Below are 15602 nucleotides of genomic sequence, written 5' to 3'. Positions count from 1 at the left end.
GCCGTGCGGGGCTGGGGCCGTGCGGGGCGCCTCCGGTGGAGCACTCACCCGAACGGGTGTTACCTGGAGGGGAGGTGACAGGGGGTAGCGAGGGGGCGGTGAGGAGGCCGAACATGCGTGGTCATTCAGGTGCCCCGGTCCTGCGGGGCCTCGTCGCGGCCGGGATCACGGGCGGTGTGCTGACGGTGACGGCGCTCGGGACGGCGTCCGCGGCGGTGGACCGCCCGGCGGTCCGCTCCCACGCCGGCCACGAGGGGTCCGTGCGCGGCACGGTCGTCGCCCGCGGTGATCTGAACCTCCGTGAGCAGCCGACCACGCACTCCCGCGTCGTCGGCTACCTCGCCCCCGGCAGCCATGCGCGCGTCGACTGCGTGGTGCGCGGTCAGAAGGTCTTCGGCGACCGGCACTGGTACTGGCTCGCGGGCGTCCGCGGCTGGGCGAGCGCCGTGTACGTCGACACCCACGGCCGGTCCGTCCCCGCGTGCACGGACCCGTGCCCGCGCTGGAAGGACTGCGATCCCTGCCAGGACGGGCACGGGCACGGCGACGGGAACGGATCCGTCTCGTTCACCTGGACCTTCACGGCCTCCGGCACCTGGGAGCGGACGGAGGACTGAGGCGCAGGACCAGGACCGGGAACGGGGTGACGGGGTGCCGGGGACGTACGCGGTGCGAGTGGCCGCCGGCTCACCGCAGCCGGTGGCCCGTCGCGTCCTCGTGCGTGTAGTAGCGGTAGAAGTTGACCACGAGGAACCCCGCCGCGACGGCGAGGGACATGGCCACGGAACGCAGCACGGAGTGCTGGGACGCCTGGCTGTAGAGGAACCCGAACGCGCAGCCCGCGAAGGCGGCCCAGAGAGCGGCGTGCAGTTCGCGGCGCAGGCGCGGGGCCACGGTCAGCACGGCGATGTGCAGCGCCGCGAACACGAACGCGGTCACGAGGCCGAACAGGACGTTCCAGCCGGTGATCGGGCCGGCGTCGCGGTTCATGGCCGCCGCCCAGTAGCCGTAGACGAGGCCGAGGGCCACGGGCACGATCCGGTTCGCGAGCGCGTGGGTGCGCTCGCTGAAGACGTCGGGCGTGGCCGGCACCACCGGCCTGCCCGGAGTGGGTGCCATCTGCGCCATGGGAGCACTCCTCTCTTCCCGCCCCCGCGACTTGCCGCCCCGACTACCAGAGCACACCTGGGACGACCCCCTGGCAAGTCGGACGACGAAGCCCGTGACGAAAGTGCGGGGCCGTTGTGCCGGGGCCGGGGCTGAGGCACAAGGGGCCGGGGTGTGCGGATGCGCCGGGCGTGGCGGCGTGCTTCGCTGAGGGACATGCGGGTTCCGATGCCGGGGCCGCGTGCGCGTCGGGAGCCCGATCCCGTCGAGCGGCACCCGCCGCTGCGGGTCCGGGGGCATGACATCACCTGGCTCCCGCCGCTGGTGGTGCTGTTCGCGGTGCCCGTGGTCGACTGGTACACGGGCGGCGACTTCCGGATCATCTCCTGGCTGGTGCTCGTGCCGGGTCTGGCCGCCGCCGTGTGCGGGGTGTGGACGACGGCGCTGTTCGCGGTGCTCTCGATGCTCATGTACTTCGTGGGCGACAACTCCTGGCCGCACGAGTACCGCACCGGTCTGCCCGACTTCGTCCTCGTCGCCCTCGGCGGAATCCTCTCCGTGCTCGCGTGCGCGGTCCGGCTGCGCGGGCAGGAGCGGATGCTGCACATGCGGGCCGTCGTCGACACCACCCGCCGCATCCTGCTGCGCCAGCTCCCGCCGGACGTCGGCGGCCTGGACCACGCCGAGATCTACCTCGCCGCCGACAGCCAGGCCCGGGTGGGCGGCGACTTCTACGACATCCAGCCCAGCCCGCACGGCACCCGCGTCGTCGTCGGTGACGTCCAGGGCAAGGGGCTCGCGGCGGTGGAGGCGGCGTCCGTGCTGCTCGGCACGTTCCGCGAGGCCGCCTACTGCGAGGCCGACCCGGTGACCGTGGCCGAGCATCTGGAGACCCGGATGGTGCGGCACGTGCGGTACTGCGCGCACGTCGGCCGCGACGACTCCGAACGCTTCGCCACCGCCGTCCTCCTGGACTTCCCCGAACTCCGCAGCGAACGGACGGACTGGGGACCGGACCTCGCCGGCCTCGACGCCCTGACCGTGGACATCGTCAACTTCGGCCACGAGCCCCCGCTCCTGGTCCGCCCCGACGGCGTGCGCTTCCTGCCGCTGCGTGACGGACTCCCGCTGGGCCTCGGTGAGCTGGACCCGCGAACCCGCCGGACGGCCACGGTCCGGCTCGCTCCCGACGAGACGCTGCTGCTGGTCACGGACGGGGTGACGGAGGCCCGCGACGGCGACGGCGTCTTCTTCCCCCTGCGCGAGTACCTCACCCGCGCCCTGGTCGCCGGGCCGGCCGCCCTCGACCCCGCCGCCCTGGTGCGTCTCGTCCGCGACGGCGTCCTCGCCCACACCGGCGGCGGCCTCGACGACGACACGACGATCTTCGCGGTGCGCCGGGCGTCGGAGCCGATGCGCAGGGCGCCCGGGACCCCTAGGTGAGCGCCCCGGCCGCGCTCCCTCCTCGCCTCTTTCCCCGTTCGCACGTGCAGCGGTTACGGTGCTGGCAGGCGTACGTGATCGGCGGGGAGCCGACGGGAAGCCGACGGCGAGTCGACGAGGAACGGCGGGGAGACAACGATGCCCGGAACAGTGCTGCTGCTGGCGGCCTCGCCCATGGGCAGGGGCTGCCTGGTGGACGCGGCCTCCGTGCTTCCCGTGCTGGCGGCCGTCACACCCGAGGTGCTGTCGGGCACGGGCACGGCGAACGTCGTCGAGCTGGCCGATCCGGTGGAGCCGCAGGCCGTCCTCACCCGGCTGCGGGCGGCGGCCACCGCGCCGGGCCCGCTCACCGTCTACCTCACGGGACAGCTCCAACTCGACCGCAGACAGCGGCTCGTGCATCTGGCGCTGGCGCGTACGACGCCGGCGACCGTGCGGTACACGGCGTTCCCGTGGCACTGGATCGTGGAGGAACTGCGGCTGCGCGCCCCCGGATCCACGACCCTCTTCGTCGACCTGCACGCCGACGCGGAGGTGTGGCGGCAGCTGGCGGAGCAGCCGCTCTCGGCCGGGCCCGGGGTGAGCCTGTACGGGCGGGTCGCGCCGCCGGCGGGCGGGGTGCGCCGGGCGGTGGCCCTGCCCGGGTACATGAAGGCGCTGGCGACGATACTGCGCAGCGGGCAGCGGCCGGCGGCCGCGGTCCTCCACGAGCAGGTGGTCGCGCGGGCCGGGGGCCACGGTGACCTGGTGCTGGCCCGGGACGCCACGGCACCCCCGGCCACGACCCCGCACGGTGCGGCCGCTCCCGTGGCCGCCGCCCCCGCGAACCCTGCCCCCGTGAACCCTGCCCCCGTCGACCCGGGCCCCGCGAACCCCGCCCTCGCGGACCCGGACCCCCTGCCCGCCGACCCCCACAGCGCCATCGCGGGCGCCGTCGAGGCCGGGCAGCACGTCGAGGCCGCCGGGCTCGCCGCCCGCTGGGAGCAGGGGGCGCTGCGGGAGTTCGGGGACGGGTCGGAGGAGGTGCTGCACTGGCGGGAGGTGCGGGCGGACCTGGCGATGTTCGCGGGGGACGCGGCCGGGAGCTGCGAGACCTGGCTGGGGGTCGCGGCGGCGCGGCTCGCGGCGGGGCGGCCCGCGCGGGACCCGGCGGTCGAGGCGGCGGTCGACCGGGCGCACCACCAGTGGGGGCTGGTCACGGACACGGGGCGCGCCCTCGAACTCGGTGCCGTGCTGGTGGAGTTGCGCGGCCGGGTACCGGGCCGCCGGGCCGGGGCCCTGGCGCACGCCCGGCAGCGTCTGGCCGAACTCGCTCGGCAGGAAGATGAGTTGAGGTCGGCCCAGCACGTACCCGGTCAGTCGAGCCGGTCGATGAGCCGTCGTCCGTCCGTCGTAGATCGATGAGCCGTCGATCAGGGCGAATGCGGGGCCGACCTCGGAGGGGAGTCGTACGGGGCCGCACCGGCACTGCACAGGGTGGACACCGTACGTTGATCACTTAAGCGGTCGCCGTTCCGGAACGGATCGGAGCCGGATCAGAGAATGATCAGAAACTCCTCTGCCGCTCGCAAAGTCCACCCCCGGTCACAACCCGTGGGCCACGGCGGGTCACTCAGGACGAGGCCGGGATCAGCACCCTGAACCACGCCCCCCGGTGCGACGCGTGGGACGGTTCCAGCGTGATCGTCCCGCCGTGGGCCGTCGCGATCGCCGCGACGATGCTGAGGCCGAGCCCGCTTCCGGCGGCCCGTGTCTCCTCACCGCGCACGAAGGGGTCGAACAGCCGGGCGCGCAGGTCGTCCGGGATGCCGGGGCCGTCGTCCAGGATCTCGATCACCCGGTGGCCGTCCTCCGTGCCGAGCCCCAGGGTCGTCGTCGTCCCCGGCGGTGTGTGGACCCGCGCGTTGGCCAGCAGGTTGGCGACCAGCTGATGCAGGCGTAACGGGTCGCCGGTGACCGTGTGGTCCCCGGGGGCGAGCAGCAGCCGCACGGGGTGGCCGGGGTGGCAGTCGCGGGCGGCGGAGACCGCGTCGCGGCACAGCTGCGCCAGGTCCACGCAGGTCAGTTGCAGGGGCTGGCCGAGGTCGAGGCGGGTCAGCAGCACGAGTTCGTCGATGAGCGTGCTCATCCGGCCGACCTCGGTGGCGATCCGGCCGAGCGCCTCCTGCCGCATGGGCTCGTACGCGGGATCGCCGACCCGGGCGAGTTCGGCGTAACCGGAGATCGTGGTCAGCGGGTTGCGCAGTTCGTGCCCGGCGGCCGCCATGAACTCCCGCAGCCGCCGCTCGGTGTCCTCCCGCTCCCTGACCTCACGGCGGCCGAGCCGGCGCGCGCCGAACAGGACGGTGGCGAGGAGGGGCAGCGCGGCGGCCGTCTCGACCCGGAGGAGGCGTTCGACCGCCCGCCGGTCCTCCGCCGTCGACCTCGCGATCACGACGTAGCCGCCCGCGTGGTTCCGGTCCGTCCGCGGCACCCGCACCACCAGGGCCCGGTAACTCCCCCCGAACGCCGAGGGGTTGGTGCGCGCCGCGTACGTCCGCAGCCGGGCGGGGGTGAGCGTCGGGAAGGCGGGGAGCCCCTTGGACCCCGGGTGGCGCTCCACGACCCTGCCCTCGGCGTCGAGGACGAGAACCAGGTCGTTCCGGCCGACGGGCGGGGCCGGGACGAGGGCCGGGGCGGTGGTGGGCGCGGGCGCCGGCGCGGGGGCGTACGCCGAGGCCGGGGGCGGCGCCGGTACGGGTGCCGACGCCGTCACCGCCGCGGACGGCGGGAGCGAGGCCGTGGTCACCTCCGGGCCCGGCGCAGGAGCCTCCCGGGCACCCGGACGCGTACCCGGAACCGCCCCCGCAGCCGCGACCGGACCACCGAAACCGCCGAGTGCGCCGGCCCGCGCTATCTCCTGGTCGGTGCGGGCGGTGAGCTGCTGGGCGAGGGTGTGGGCGGAGAGGGCGGCGACCGCGCCCAGGGTGGCGAGGGTGGCGATCAGCCAGAAGCCGACGGTGCGCCGGCCCGCGCGATGGGGGCGGATCGGCTGTTCCACGGGCGACAGGGGGCGGCCGGGGAGCGGCCGGAGGCACGTGTCACTCGGCGCGAGCAGCCCGGCCGCCCTGATGTTCTCGCCCAGTCCGGTGAACCCGCTCATCCGACCAGCCCGTTCACGCCGTCCAGCCTTCCGTGGCCCTCGCCATCGTCGCCCGCCCCTCCCCCGGCGGCTCCCTCCCTCAGTGCGTGCACAGTTGGTAGCCCACGCCCCTGACCGTCCGTATCAGCGACTGGCCCGGCTCGCCCAGTTTGCGGCGCAGGTAGTAGATGTACGTGTCGACGACGCCCGACCCCTCGTCGCGGTGGTTCCACACGCGTTCCTGGATCTGGCCGCGGGACAGGACGCGGCCGGGGTTCTCCATGAGGTAGCGCAGCAGGGCGAATTCGGTGGTGGTGAGGTCGACCGGCCGGTCGGCGGCCCAGACCTGGTGGGCGTCGGCGTCGAGTTGGATCGCCCCGGCGCGCAGCCGGTTGCGGTCGGGGGCCGGCCGTCCGCCGCCGGACCGGCGCAGCAGGGCGCGGACGCGGGCGGCGACCTCCTTCAGCTCGAACGGCTTGGTGACGAAATCGTCGCCGCCCATGTCCAGGCCGCGCACCCGGTCGTCGACACCGCCGAGTCCGGTGAGGAACAGGACCGGCACCGCGTTGCCCCGGTCGCGCAGGGTCCGGCACACCTCGAAGCCGCCCAGGTCGGGGAGGTTGACGTCGAGGAGGATCAGATCGGGGTCGTGGCGGGTGACGGCCTGCAGTGCCTGACGCCCGGTCGCCGCCGCGGTCACCTGGTATCCGAGGAACTCCAGCGCCATGGTCAGCATGGACCTGATCCCCTCCTCGTCGTCCACGACGAGGAGGCGCCCGGTGGGTGCCGCGGTGCCCGCCGACGGGGACTGCGCGGCGGAAGTGGCTGGTGGGACTGCTGATGGGGCGGAGGGCACAGGGGTGGTCATGTCCTGTTCCTTTGCGGCCGTGACCTCAAATTGAGATCTCAAGTTTCGGCAGAGTCCGTATCGTCACACGTACCGGCAGGTAACGGAGAGCGGTTCCGGATTGATCCGGAACGACCCGTTCCCCGCCTTCGTCCCCCTCCGCCCGCCCTGCCCGGGACAGCGGCGAGCGCCGCCGGGGGACCCGTGGATCCGCCCGTCGGCGCTCGCCGTACTGCCGTGACCTGCGTCTAGTCGGTGAAGATGAAGTACTTCCAGGCCCCGTACGTCGTGGTGTTGACGTTGTCGCCCGAGGCCGTGTCGCGGTACTCGGAGCGGAAACGGAAGCGGATGTTCGTGGTCGGGGTGCCGGTGAGGGTGATGTTCGACCCGCCGGAGGTGCCGAGCTCGAAGTACTGGGCGCCCCAGTCCCGCCATGCGCCGTCGTAGTAGTACTCCAGCTGGAGGCGCTGCTGACGGTTCGGGTAGTACGTCATCACGGTCTTCAGGACGGGGTCCTTGGACTTGCGGACGAAGTGGTACTTGTGGCCCCAGGCCGTCTGCGTCTTGTAGTGGCCCGAGATCGACGACGAGATCTTGACCTTGGTGTAGACGGTGTTGGTGACCGTCCTCGCCTTGTAGCGCGAGTCTCCCGCGAACTTCACCGAGAGCTTGGTGTCACGCTTCAGGTCGACGGTGGCCGACAGGTTCCCCTGCGAGTTCACCGTCCCCGACTTCACCAGCTTGTTCGGCCGGTCGGAGCCGTAGGGGTCGGCCCAGATCTCGACCTTGCGGTTCTTGTACGTCGTGCCGAGGTGCGCCGTGAACTTCACGTCCGCGCCGTAGGAGTAGGTCTTGCGGTTCTTGTCCAGGGTCAGCGTGGGCGTCGCCCGCGAGACCTCGACGGTGTCGGAGGCGGACGCGGCGGTGTGGTCCGCGTCCCCCGCGTACTTCACGGTGTACTTGACCTTGCCGCCGGCCGGCGGGGTGTCGGAGAAGCCGTAGCTGCCGTCGGCGGCCACGGTCACCGCGGCGAGGGCCTTGCCGGACGTGGACTCCAGGTCGGTGCGGGTCACCGTCAGCTTCACCCCGGCCGGGAACGCCGCCTTCGAGGTGATCTTGCCCTTGACCGTGAGCTTCTTGGCGCGGGTGGCCGTGGCGGGGGCGTTGACGGTGAGCGTCGTGAGCGCCCTGGTGGGGGCGTCCAGCGTGCGCAGCGAGTACACGCCCTCGTCGTTGTACGTCACCGCGAACAGGCGGGAGCCGTCCGGCGCCCAGGCCAGGCCGGAGTCGGGCAGCTCGTCGCCGCCGCTGCCACTGCCGGTGTTCGGGAAGTCGTACTCCCGGACGGAGGTGGTGGAGCCGGGCTCGTAGATGTAGATGTCGGGCTCGTAGATGCCGTCGATGCCCGCCGCTACCGTGCCGTCGGGCGCGATGGCGACCGAGTTGGGGTAGGTGTCGCTGGCGTAGGTGCCGTCCGCCGTCAGGTCGGAGGTCTTGAAGACCTGGTGGTGGTACGGGGAACCGCTGGCCACCACGACGCGCTGCCCGTCCGGGGTCACCGCGAGGTCGCCCATGTTCCCGCCGCCCGTGTCCACGGCGGCCGTACGGGAGGCGGTGCCCGAGGAGACGTCGTACACGGCCAGCTTGCTGCCGCCGGGCTCACCCGCGACCAGGGCGCCGGAGCCGGGGGCCGCGTCCAGGACCGGCGCGTAGTACCAGAGGTGGGTGGTGTCCTGGTCGAGGGCGACCACGGGCTCCTCGCCGGACAGGTCCAGCGAGCCGATGTCGCCGTCACCGGCCGCGCCGTAGCCGAACCAGAGCCTGCCGCCGGCCAGGGCCAGACCCACCGGGGCGTCGCCCACCGGGTAGCGGGCGGACTCGGTCTCCGTCGCCGTGTCGATCGCCACGATCTTGTCGGCGTCGCGCACGGCCCCGTACAGGGTGCCGGAGTCGGCGGACAGCTCCAGGCCCTGGACGCCCGGCAGGTTGGTGAACTGCTTGCGGACGATGCCGTAGTAGTCGGTGACGACGATCTTGCCGTTCGTCGGGTCGCTGATGAAGACCCGCTGGTGGACGCCGTCCACCACGATGTCGGCGCTCGACGCGACCGGCAGGACCTTGGTGCTGTCGGCGGACGCCGTCGGCGCGACCGTGAGCGCGGCGGAGCTGAAGAGGACTGCCAGAGCGGTGGCAGCCGGAAGAGTGCGCATACGCACGGTGTCGAACCCCCCGGTACGAAGAAGTGGGTGCGTCCTCGCGCGGGGCCGGTGTGTTCGACCTGTGCGGCGCGTGTGACGCATGTGAAGCGTGTGCGAAGACTAAGTCATGCCACGGACAAGAGGGTCACAGGGGGTGGTGGAGAACTCAAAGCATTTACGGGACGCACGTCCACTCCGGCGCGCGCGCCGTCCGCGCACCCCGCGCGCGGTCACCCGAACGGCCCTGAACTGCGCCGTCACCCGGTCGGCCCACTGCTATCCACAAGGGGAGGGGACGTATCCGACGTACCCGCGAAGGGAAGAACCACCCATGGTCAGCCTGTCCGTCGACCTGTCCGTCGACTTCGCCCGGGGCCTGAACGACGCCTGGTCCAAGGTCGCGCAGTTCGTTCCGCAACTCGCCGCCTTCCTCGTCGTCCTGGCCGTCGGCTGGTTCGTCTCGAAACTGATCGCCCGCGTCCTCGACCGCCTCCTGCGCAAGGCCGGCTCGGAGCGCCTCTCGGAGCGTGCCGGAGCGTCCCGCCTGCTCCAGGACTCCTCCTACGACCTGACCGGCATCCTGCGCCGGATCGTGTACTACGCGCTGATGCTGCTCACCCTGCAGCTCGCGCTCGGGGTCTTCGGCACCAACCCCGTCAGCGCGATGATCAACGACATCGTGGCCTGGCTGCCGCGCGCGGTCGTCGCCGTCGTGCTCGTCGTGGTGGCGATGGCCATCGCCAACGCGGTGCGCGCCGTCGTCGGGGGCGCGCTCGCCTCCGTCTCCTACGGCCGGACCCTCGCGACCACGGTCTGGGCCTGCGTCGTCGGTCTCGGCGTCATCGCGGCGCTCGGCCAGGCCGGCATCGCCCAGGACGTCACCCGCCCGGTCCTCTACGCCGCGCTCGCCACGGTCGCCGGGATCCTGGTCGTCGGGGTGGGCGGCGGCCTGATCGGGCCGATGCGGCAGCGGTGGGAGCGGGCGCTGACGACGGTGGAGCGGGAGACCGTGCACGCGCGGGGGAGCGTGGCGGCGTACCGGGAGGCGCGCGAGACCGTCCCGGCCAGCCGGACGACCGCCGACGTCTGACGGCCGCCCCCGGCGCGTCGTCCGCTTCCGCACACGGGTCCCCGCATCCCCTCGTCAGGGGTGCGGGGACCCGTGCGTTCGGCGGTCGCCACCCCCTCTTCCCGGGGCGGACGCACAATCTCCCTCCGAGAGGGATAGCCGTGCGCGGCCCGGCACGTCGTGAGGGGTGCCGAGAAGGGGGAGGGTCGATGAAGGCATCGAGTCACGACGAGTTCCGTGAATTCGTGGCGATGCGCTCCACCGCGCTGCTGCGGCTCGCGGTGCTGCTCACGGGAGGGGACCGGCACGGAGCCGAGGATCTGCTGCAGATCGCGTTGATGAAGGTCTACGGGCGCTGGTCGAGCATCGAGCAGCCCGAGGCGTATGTGCGCCAGGTCATGTACCGCCAGCAGGTCAACCGCTGGCGGCTGCGTCGGCACCGCGCGGAGACGACGGTGCCCGTCCTCCCCGAGTCGTGCACCGACGCCGACGCCGGGGCCGAGTCGGAGCTGCGGATCGCGCTGTGGGCGGCGCTCGGCCGGCTCTCGAAGCGCCAGCGGGCCGTGGTCGTCCTGCGCTACTTCGAGGACCTGCCGGAGGCCGAGGTCGCGGCGCTGCTGAGGTGCCCGGTCGGCACCGTGCGCAGCACGGCACACAGATCGCTCGCCAAGCTCCGGGCCCTCGTACCGGAACTGGGGCCCGCCGGGCCCGCGGAGGACCAGACACAGCAGCTCGCGTTCACGCCGAAGGGGGTCCAGGGATGACGACGGAGCAGGTGGAACGGAAGATCCGGGAGACGCTGCACGCCGTCGACCTGGACCGCGTACGGGCGCCCGGCGATCTGGTGGACAAGGTGGTACGCAGGCGTGCCCGGCGCCGCTTCGCGCAGGTGGCGGGGACGGTGGCGGCCGTGGCCGGGATCACCGTGGGAGCGGTGTTCGGGTTCGGGGGCGGCCCGGGGAGCGACCAGGACCGGCCGGTGCGGCCGGCGGCGCAGACGCCGGAGGGCTGGCATCCGTGGCGGACCGAGGCCCGGGGCCTCGTCGACCGGGGCTGCATGGTGGACGGCTCCGCGCTGTACTGCGCCGGGTACAAGTACGACGCCGTGAAGTTCGACGCGAACACCGGCGAACGGCTGTGGACGGTCAAGGCGATCGGCGACGGCTCCGGGCCCGTGTCCGTGTTGAGCCGACCGGTCGGCGTGCGCGACGGCGTGCTCTACGTCTACCGCGCCCACACCGCCGAGAAGGGACCGGGCGGGAACTACGCCCCCGGCACCGACCTGGCGGCGGTGAACACCGACACCGGCAAGGTGCTGTGGTCGGTGCAACTGGCGAGTGACAACCGCGACGACCAGGCCGCCGTGCTCATCGACGGCGCGGTCCTGGCCAACACCCCGAGGGACCGGACGCTGTCGGCCGTCGACCCGCGCACCGGCAAGGTGAAGTGGCGCCACAGCTGGGGCAAGGGCATCTGGTGCGACCGGGTGGCGCTGAGCGGCGTGCCGTACCTGCTGTGCTCGCCGGAGACCAAGAAGCCCGGCCCGACCGAGTTCCTCCGTCTCGATCCGGCCACCGGACGGACCACCAAGGTCGCGTCCCTCCCCGACAGGCAGCAGATCGTCGGGACCTGGGGGGACCGGATCGTCCTGACCACGGTGCCGGAGCGGACGAGCGTGGTCTTCGAAGAGGAGGAGCAGAAGGCGAGGACCGAGAGGCTGACCGTCGTCGACAGCTCGGGCAGGCAGACCCCGCTGTCCTACCCGGTCCGGGGGACACAGGTCGCCAAGGCCCTCGTCGGGGACCGTCTGATCTCCGTGACCCGTGCGGGCCGGGCGTCCTCCTACTCGCTCACCACGGGCAAGGTCCTGTGGACCGCCCCGGTCGGCATCAAGGTGCCCGAGTTCGAGTCGAACTGGCCCGACCTGGCGAAACCGGTGGTGTCGGCGCACCGGAACGTCGTGTACTTCTTCGGCCCGAACGGCGATCTGTCCGGCCTCGACGCGGACACGGGCGAGCGGATCTGGCGCGGACACATCGACGTCGGCAAGGACGGGGCCATGCCCCAGGCACTGGTCTACGGGGACGTCCTGATCGCCCGGAGCGGCAGCCGCATGGTCTCCCTCCTGCCGAGTCTGGACGGCTGACCACACGGCCCCGGCCCTGGCGGCCGACCACGTGCTCCTGGCCGGGACGGCGCCTCTCCGTCCCGGCCGGCAGCGCGAGTTGCGGTAAAGCGGCCGGTGTAAGCGGGGTTACTGGCATGCTTACGTCATGGCAGGTACGGCCGAGCGTGACGATCCCGAGGTCATCGGGCGCAGGGTGCAGCGACTGCGGACGGAACAGGGCCTCACACAGCGTCAGTTGGCCGAACCGGCGTACACCCCGGCGTACATCTCGACCCTGGAGGCGGGCCGTGTCCGCGCCTCCGAACCGGCCCTGCGGCACATCGCCGAACGGCTCGGCGTGGACTACGAGGAGCTGGCCACCGGCCGCCCCGCCGGCTTCGCCACCGAGCTGCGGCTGCGGCTGACCGGCGCCCAGCGCACCCTCGCCGGCGGCGCCACGGAGGCCGCGGCCGAGGAGTTCGCGGCCGTCCTCGCCGAGGCGGAGGAGCACGCACTGGTCGCGGAGCACGCCGACGCGCTGCTCGGGCTCGGTGAATGCGCCCTGGAGACCGGGGACCTGGAGAGCGCCCGGCTGCGGTTCGAGCAGGTCGAGCAGTGTCTCGGCGACGCCCCGCTGTCGGCCCGTGTCCCCGCCCTGCGCGGTCGCGCCACCGCCCACTACCTCGCCGGTGAACTCCGCTACTCCTGCTATCTCTACGAGTCCACCCTCGACGAGCTGAACCGCAACGGCCTGCACGACCCGGACGCCTTACTGCTCCTCTACACCGGCGTCATCGCCCCCTACATGGACATGGGCGCCCACGCCCGCGCCGCCCAGGCCGCCGAGCTGGCCCTCGCCCTCGCCCCGCGGTCCGGCGATCCCGCCCTGGTCGCCCGGATGCACCGCTCGGTCGCCCGCACGATGATCGCCGAGGGCCGGATCGCCGAGGCCGACGCCTCGCTCGCCAAGGCGTCGGAGCTGTACCGGCAGCTCCAGATCCGCACCGAACTGGCCAACTGCCACTGGATGCGCGGCTATCTGCACGCCCAGAACGGCGACTACGCCCGCGCCGAGGACGAGCTGCGCGAGGCCCGCCGCATGCTCTCCGCCAAGCGTGCCGCCCTCTACACCAGCCAGGTCGCCGTCGAACTCGCCGACGTCCTGCACCGCCGCGGCAAGTCCGAGGAGGCCGGCGAGCTGCTCCGCGAGGTGCTCAGCGACCTCAGCTCCGAACGCGGCGCCCTGCACTCGGCCGCCGCCCACCGCCTCCTCGGCATCATCGCCGAGGACGCCCGGGACGCGGACACCGCCGAGGAACACTACGTACGGGCGCTGAGCCTGCTGGAACGCGCGGGCGCCGCGGGTGACCTGGCCGACCTGTGCCGTCTGCTCGGTGACCTGTACCGCCGTTCCGGCCGTGTCGAGGCCGCCCTCGACGCCTATCGCACCGGCCTCGGCCACCGCACCGCCCCGGGCACCACCACCCTCGGCCCGGCCCCCGCGCAGCCCCCTCTGTGACGCGGGCTCAGTCGTCGAAGGTCCGGGACACGAGGACGGTGCCCTCCTTGTCGTACACCGTGACCCTCTCGGTCAGGCTCCGCAGGCGCTCGGCGTGCGGGGTCCCCGCCTTGCGGTGCGTGAGCACGTACCAGGCCCCCCAGTCCTTCTTCCCGGACAGCCGCAGGACCGTGCCGTCGAGGGTGCGGCCGTCGCTGAGTTCGAGCCGGACGCCGGCCGCCGGGGTCCGGGTGCCGAAGTAGAGGCCGGACAGGAGGGCGTAGTCGGTGCCCGACACCGCCTCCTGCATCGCCGCTCCCGGGCGGCTCCTGTCGATGTCCTCGTCGAGCAGGTTCTGGAACTCGACGAGTTCGGACATCAACGGCTCGTACGCGTGCTTGCCCTTGCCGGTGAGCCAGATCTGCGTGCCCTTGCCGACGTCCACGCGCTCGCCCGGCTCGACGACGCGCGTCTGCCCGGCGTACGGTCCGGCGATCCGGGCGGGCGTGGGCGAGGCGCTCGCGGTCGGCGCCGGCGGCGCCATGGGCCGGACGGTGGGGGGCGGGCCGCCGGGCCGGAGCGTCAGCACCAGGGCGAACGGGAGCAGCAGCAGGGCGCAGCCCGTGCCCAGCGCGGCGGCCCGGCGCCGCCGCCGGACGGCCCGGCCGTCGTGCTCGATGGCCCGCAGCGGCACGGCCTGCGGGGTGATGTCGTACGCGGCGTCGGCGAGGGCCTCGCGCAGCAGCCGCCCGGTACCGGCGTCGTGCGCGCCGTCCTCGACCGTACCCACGTCGGTTCCGCCTCCGTTCCCTGTCCCTCGTGCTGCGGTGGTGTCCGGGCCGGTCCCGGGGGTGGGCTGGTTCATGGGCGGGCTCCGGAGACGGGCGACGGGGCGGCGTGGGCGGCGCCGGCGAACTCGGGGTGCGCGCGCAGGGCCTGCAGGCCCCGGCGGAGGTGGGTCTTGACGGTGCCGAGGGAGCAGCCGAGCAGCTGGGCGATCTCCGTCTCGCCGAGGTCCTCCCAGAAACGGAGCACCAGTACGGACCGCTGCCGGGCCGACAGCGCGGCCAGCGCCTGGAGGACGGCGGCCCGCTGGGCGATCGACTCGGCGTGCCCGGCGTGCCGCTCGTGCACCCGCTCGGGCAGGAACGGCGTCAGCAGGTGGGCCACGCGTCTCTTGCGCACGCGGCTGATGTTGTTGTTGACCAGCGAGCGCCGGACGTAGAAGTCGACGTCGTCGCGCGGTATGCGCCGCCAGCGGGCGTACACCTTCGCCAGGGTGGTCTGCACGAGGTCCTCGGCCTCGTGGAAGTCTCCGGTCAGCATGTGCGCGGTGCGCACCAGACGGGGCCAGGCGGCGGTGGCGTACGCGGCGAAGTCGGCGGCCTCCGGTGATCCGGGTTTCTCCTGCGGCACGGGCGGCGGTCCTCGGGGCTCGGGAACGGGGGAGCATGCCGTGCGGGAGCGGGGTGGTCAAGTCCCGCTCCCGCACGGCCGGTTCGGCGCGGTCGTCGCGACAGGGTCACCGCCGCGCCGAACAGGGCGGTCAGCGCAGCCGCAGCCGGGAGTAGACGCCGCCCTCGGTGTCGTGGACGGTCACCCCGCGCAGGAACTCCTGCCCGTCGTCCACCGCCGGCAGATCCGCGACGGCGTACCAGACGCCCCAGCCCGGCTTCCCGGGCAGTTCGATCAGCCTGCCCTGGACCGGGCCCGTGCTTGTGCGGACCGTCACGCGGGAAGCGGTCCCCTTGCCCCCGTAGTAGACGCCGGAGAGGTAGTAGCGCCCCTCGAAGGCGGACGCCTGGAGGGACACCCCCGGCCGGGACAGGTCGATGTTGCCGTCGACGACACTGCGGAACTGCGGGAGGTCCGGCAGGTCCGGCTCCAGCCAGTGCTTGCCCTCGGCCGTCATCCAGAACTCGAAGCCCGGCGCGGCGACGACGTGCTCACCGGGCTGGACGATGCGCGGAGTCGGCGCCTTCCGGGCGGCCGTCGCGGCCTCCGCGACGGCGGCCACCGTGCCGGCGCCGTGCGCCGCCTCCCCCCGCGAGGCGGCGTACGACGCCGTCGACGCCCCCGCCAGCAGCGTGGTCAGCGCTGCGACGGCGACGAGTGTGCGCATCCGTGTCATGGTCATGAACGGACGACCCCCAAAGGTGTGTTGGTTCAGGTGCGTTGGTCTGACACTCCTGAAACCCGGGAGGCGTACGGC

Annotated in this window: 14 protein-coding genes; 7 read left to right on the top strand and 7 right to left on the bottom strand. The window is 73.1% G+C overall.

Translation table 11 applies throughout. The annotated features are described in order from the left end of the window. Nucleotides 1-113 precede the first annotated feature (113 nt). Complete coding sequence (locus tag SCAB_RS21265) at nt 114-617, top strand: SH3 domain-containing protein (RefSeq protein WP_013002144.1); 504 nt, start codon at nt 114-116, stop codon at nt 615-617. A gap of 70 nt (nt 618-687) precedes the next feature. On the opposite strand, the gene SCAB_RS21260 is transcribed toward SCAB_RS21265, so the two are convergent. Beyond that, on the bottom strand, nt 688-1128 hold the full coding sequence (locus SCAB_RS21260; protein WP_013002143.1) for a hypothetical protein: 441 nt from the start codon (nt 1126-1128) through the stop codon (nt 688-690). Between the two features lie 195 nt (nt 1129-1323). Between SCAB_RS21260 and SCAB_RS21255 the strand changes: the two genes are divergently transcribed. Together SCAB_RS21255 and SCAB_RS21250 are read left to right on the top strand one after the other, a co-directional pair. Beyond that, complete coding sequence (locus SCAB_RS21255; protein ID WP_041669448.1) at nt 1324-2550, top strand: PP2C family protein-serine/threonine phosphatase; 1227 nt, start codon at nt 1324-1326, stop codon at nt 2548-2550. A gap of 138 nt (nt 2551-2688) precedes the next feature. Then, nucleotides 2689-3954: a hypothetical protein gene (locus tag SCAB_RS21250; protein WP_049875757.1), complete on the top strand. Its 1266-nt coding sequence runs from the start codon at nt 2689-2691 to the stop codon at nt 3952-3954. A gap of 208 nt (nt 3955-4162) precedes the next feature. On the opposite strand, the gene SCAB_RS21245 is transcribed toward SCAB_RS21250, so the two are convergent. From SCAB_RS21245 to SCAB_RS21235, 3 genes are all read right to left on the bottom strand, one after another. After that, nucleotides 4163-5692 (bottom strand): sensor histidine kinase, encoded by a 1530-nt coding sequence (locus tag SCAB_RS21245; protein ID WP_013002140.1) that lies wholly within the window; start codon nt 5690-5692, stop codon nt 4163-4165. Between the two features lie 79 nt (nt 5693-5771). Beyond that, nucleotides 5772-6539, bottom strand: a complete 768-nt coding sequence (locus SCAB_RS21240) for a response regulator transcription factor (RefSeq protein WP_247194745.1) — start codon at nt 6537-6539, stop codon at nt 5772-5774. Between the two features lie 227 nt (nt 6540-6766). Then, entirely contained in the window at nt 6767-8728 is a 1962-nt protein-coding gene (locus tag SCAB_RS21235; RefSeq protein ID WP_013002138.1) for a YncE family protein, read from the bottom strand. 319 nt (nt 8729-9047) lie between these two features. Between SCAB_RS21235 and SCAB_RS21230 the strand changes: the two genes are divergently transcribed. The 4 genes from SCAB_RS21230 to SCAB_RS21215 all read left to right on the top strand — a co-directional run bounded on the left by SCAB_RS21230 (nt 9048) and on the right by SCAB_RS21215 (nt 13411). Beyond that, nucleotides 9048-9806 (top strand): mechanosensitive ion channel family protein, encoded by a 759-nt coding sequence (locus tag SCAB_RS21230; protein WP_013002137.1) that lies wholly within the window; start codon nt 9048-9050, stop codon nt 9804-9806. Nucleotides 9807-9994: 188 nt separating this feature from the next. Continuing rightward, nucleotides 9995-10549: a SigE family RNA polymerase sigma factor gene (locus SCAB_RS21225; protein WP_013002136.1), complete on the top strand. Its 555-nt coding sequence runs from the start codon at nt 9995-9997 to the stop codon at nt 10547-10549. Next, on the top strand, nt 10546-11931 hold the full coding sequence (locus SCAB_RS21220) for an outer membrane protein assembly factor BamB family protein (RefSeq protein WP_013002135.1): 1386 nt from the start codon (nt 10546-10548) through the stop codon (nt 11929-11931). Before SCAB_RS21225 ends, SCAB_RS21220 begins: the two co-directional genes overlap by 4 nt. Nucleotides 11932-12058: 127 nt before the next feature. Further along, entirely contained in the window at nt 12059-13411 is a 1353-nt protein-coding gene (locus SCAB_RS21215) for a helix-turn-helix domain-containing protein (protein WP_013002134.1), read from the top strand. A 7-nt stretch (nt 13412-13418) separates the two neighbouring features. Here SCAB_RS21215 and SCAB_RS21210 read toward each other — a convergent pair whose 3' ends face one another. From SCAB_RS21210 to SCAB_RS21200, 3 genes are all read right to left on the bottom strand, one after another. Beyond that, on the bottom strand, nt 13419-14180 hold the full coding sequence (locus SCAB_RS21210) for a hypothetical protein (RefSeq protein WP_231885104.1): 762 nt from the start codon (nt 14178-14180) through the stop codon (nt 13419-13421). Nucleotides 14181-14251: 71 nt separating this feature from the next. Continuing rightward, nucleotides 14252-14806: a SigE family RNA polymerase sigma factor gene (locus SCAB_RS21205; RefSeq protein ID WP_013002132.1), complete on the bottom strand. Its 555-nt coding sequence runs from the start codon at nt 14804-14806 to the stop codon at nt 14252-14254. Nucleotides 14807-14936: 130 nt separating this feature from the next. Further along, nucleotides 14937-15512 carry a hypothetical protein gene (locus tag SCAB_RS21200; RefSeq protein WP_106437289.1) on the bottom strand — a complete coding sequence of 192 codons (576 nt, stop codon included), beginning with the start codon at nt 15510-15512 and terminating at the stop codon, nt 14937-14939. Between the last annotated feature and the right edge of the window lie 90 nt (nt 15513-15602).

Source organism: Streptomyces scabiei 87.22 (assembly GCF_000091305.1).
Lineage (GTDB): Bacteria > Actinomycetota > Actinomycetes > Streptomycetales > Streptomycetaceae > Streptomyces > Streptomyces scabiei.
Note: the sequence above shows the minus strand (reverse complement) of the source record. Positions and strands in the feature narration are given on the sequence as shown.

Excerpts from the sequence above, each read along its gene's own strand:
- SCAB_RS21265 (WP_013002144.1), top strand. The coding sequence starts at position 114 with ATGCGTGGTCATTCAGGTGCCCCGGTCCTGCGGGGCCTCGTCGCGGCC.
- SCAB_RS21260 (WP_013002143.1), bottom strand. The coding sequence starts at position 1,128 with ATGGCGCAGATGGCACCCACTCCGGGCAGGCCGGTGGTGCCGGCCACG.
- SCAB_RS21255 (WP_041669448.1), top strand. The coding sequence starts at position 1,324 with ATGCGGGTTCCGATGCCGGGGCCGCGTGCGCGTCGGGAGCCCGATCCC.
- SCAB_RS21250 (WP_049875757.1), top strand. The coding sequence starts at position 2,689 with ATGCCCGGAACAGTGCTGCTGCTGGCGGCCTCGCCCATGGGCAGGGGC.
- SCAB_RS21245 (WP_013002140.1), bottom strand. The coding sequence starts at position 5,692 with ATGAGCGGGTTCACCGGACTGGGCGAGAACATCAGGGCGGCCGGGCTG.
- SCAB_RS21240 (WP_247194745.1), bottom strand. The coding sequence starts at position 6,539 with ATGACCACCCCTGTGCCCTCCGCCCCATCAGCAGTCCCACCAGCCACT.
- SCAB_RS21235 (WP_013002138.1), bottom strand. The coding sequence starts at position 8,728 with ATGCGCACTCTTCCGGCTGCCACCGCTCTGGCAGTCCTCTTCAGCTCC.
- SCAB_RS21230 (WP_013002137.1), top strand. The coding sequence starts at position 9,048 with ATGGTCAGCCTGTCCGTCGACCTGTCCGTCGACTTCGCCCGGGGCCTG.
- SCAB_RS21225 (WP_013002136.1), top strand. The coding sequence starts at position 9,995 with ATGAAGGCATCGAGTCACGACGAGTTCCGTGAATTCGTGGCGATGCGC.
- SCAB_RS21220 (WP_013002135.1), top strand. The coding sequence starts at position 10,546 with ATGACGACGGAGCAGGTGGAACGGAAGATCCGGGAGACGCTGCACGCC.
- SCAB_RS21215 (WP_013002134.1), top strand. The coding sequence starts at position 12,059 with ATGGCAGGTACGGCCGAGCGTGACGATCCCGAGGTCATCGGGCGCAGG.
- SCAB_RS21200 (WP_106437289.1), bottom strand. The coding sequence starts at position 15,512 with ATGCGCACACTCGTCGCCGTCGCAGCGCTGACCACGCTGCTGGCGGGG.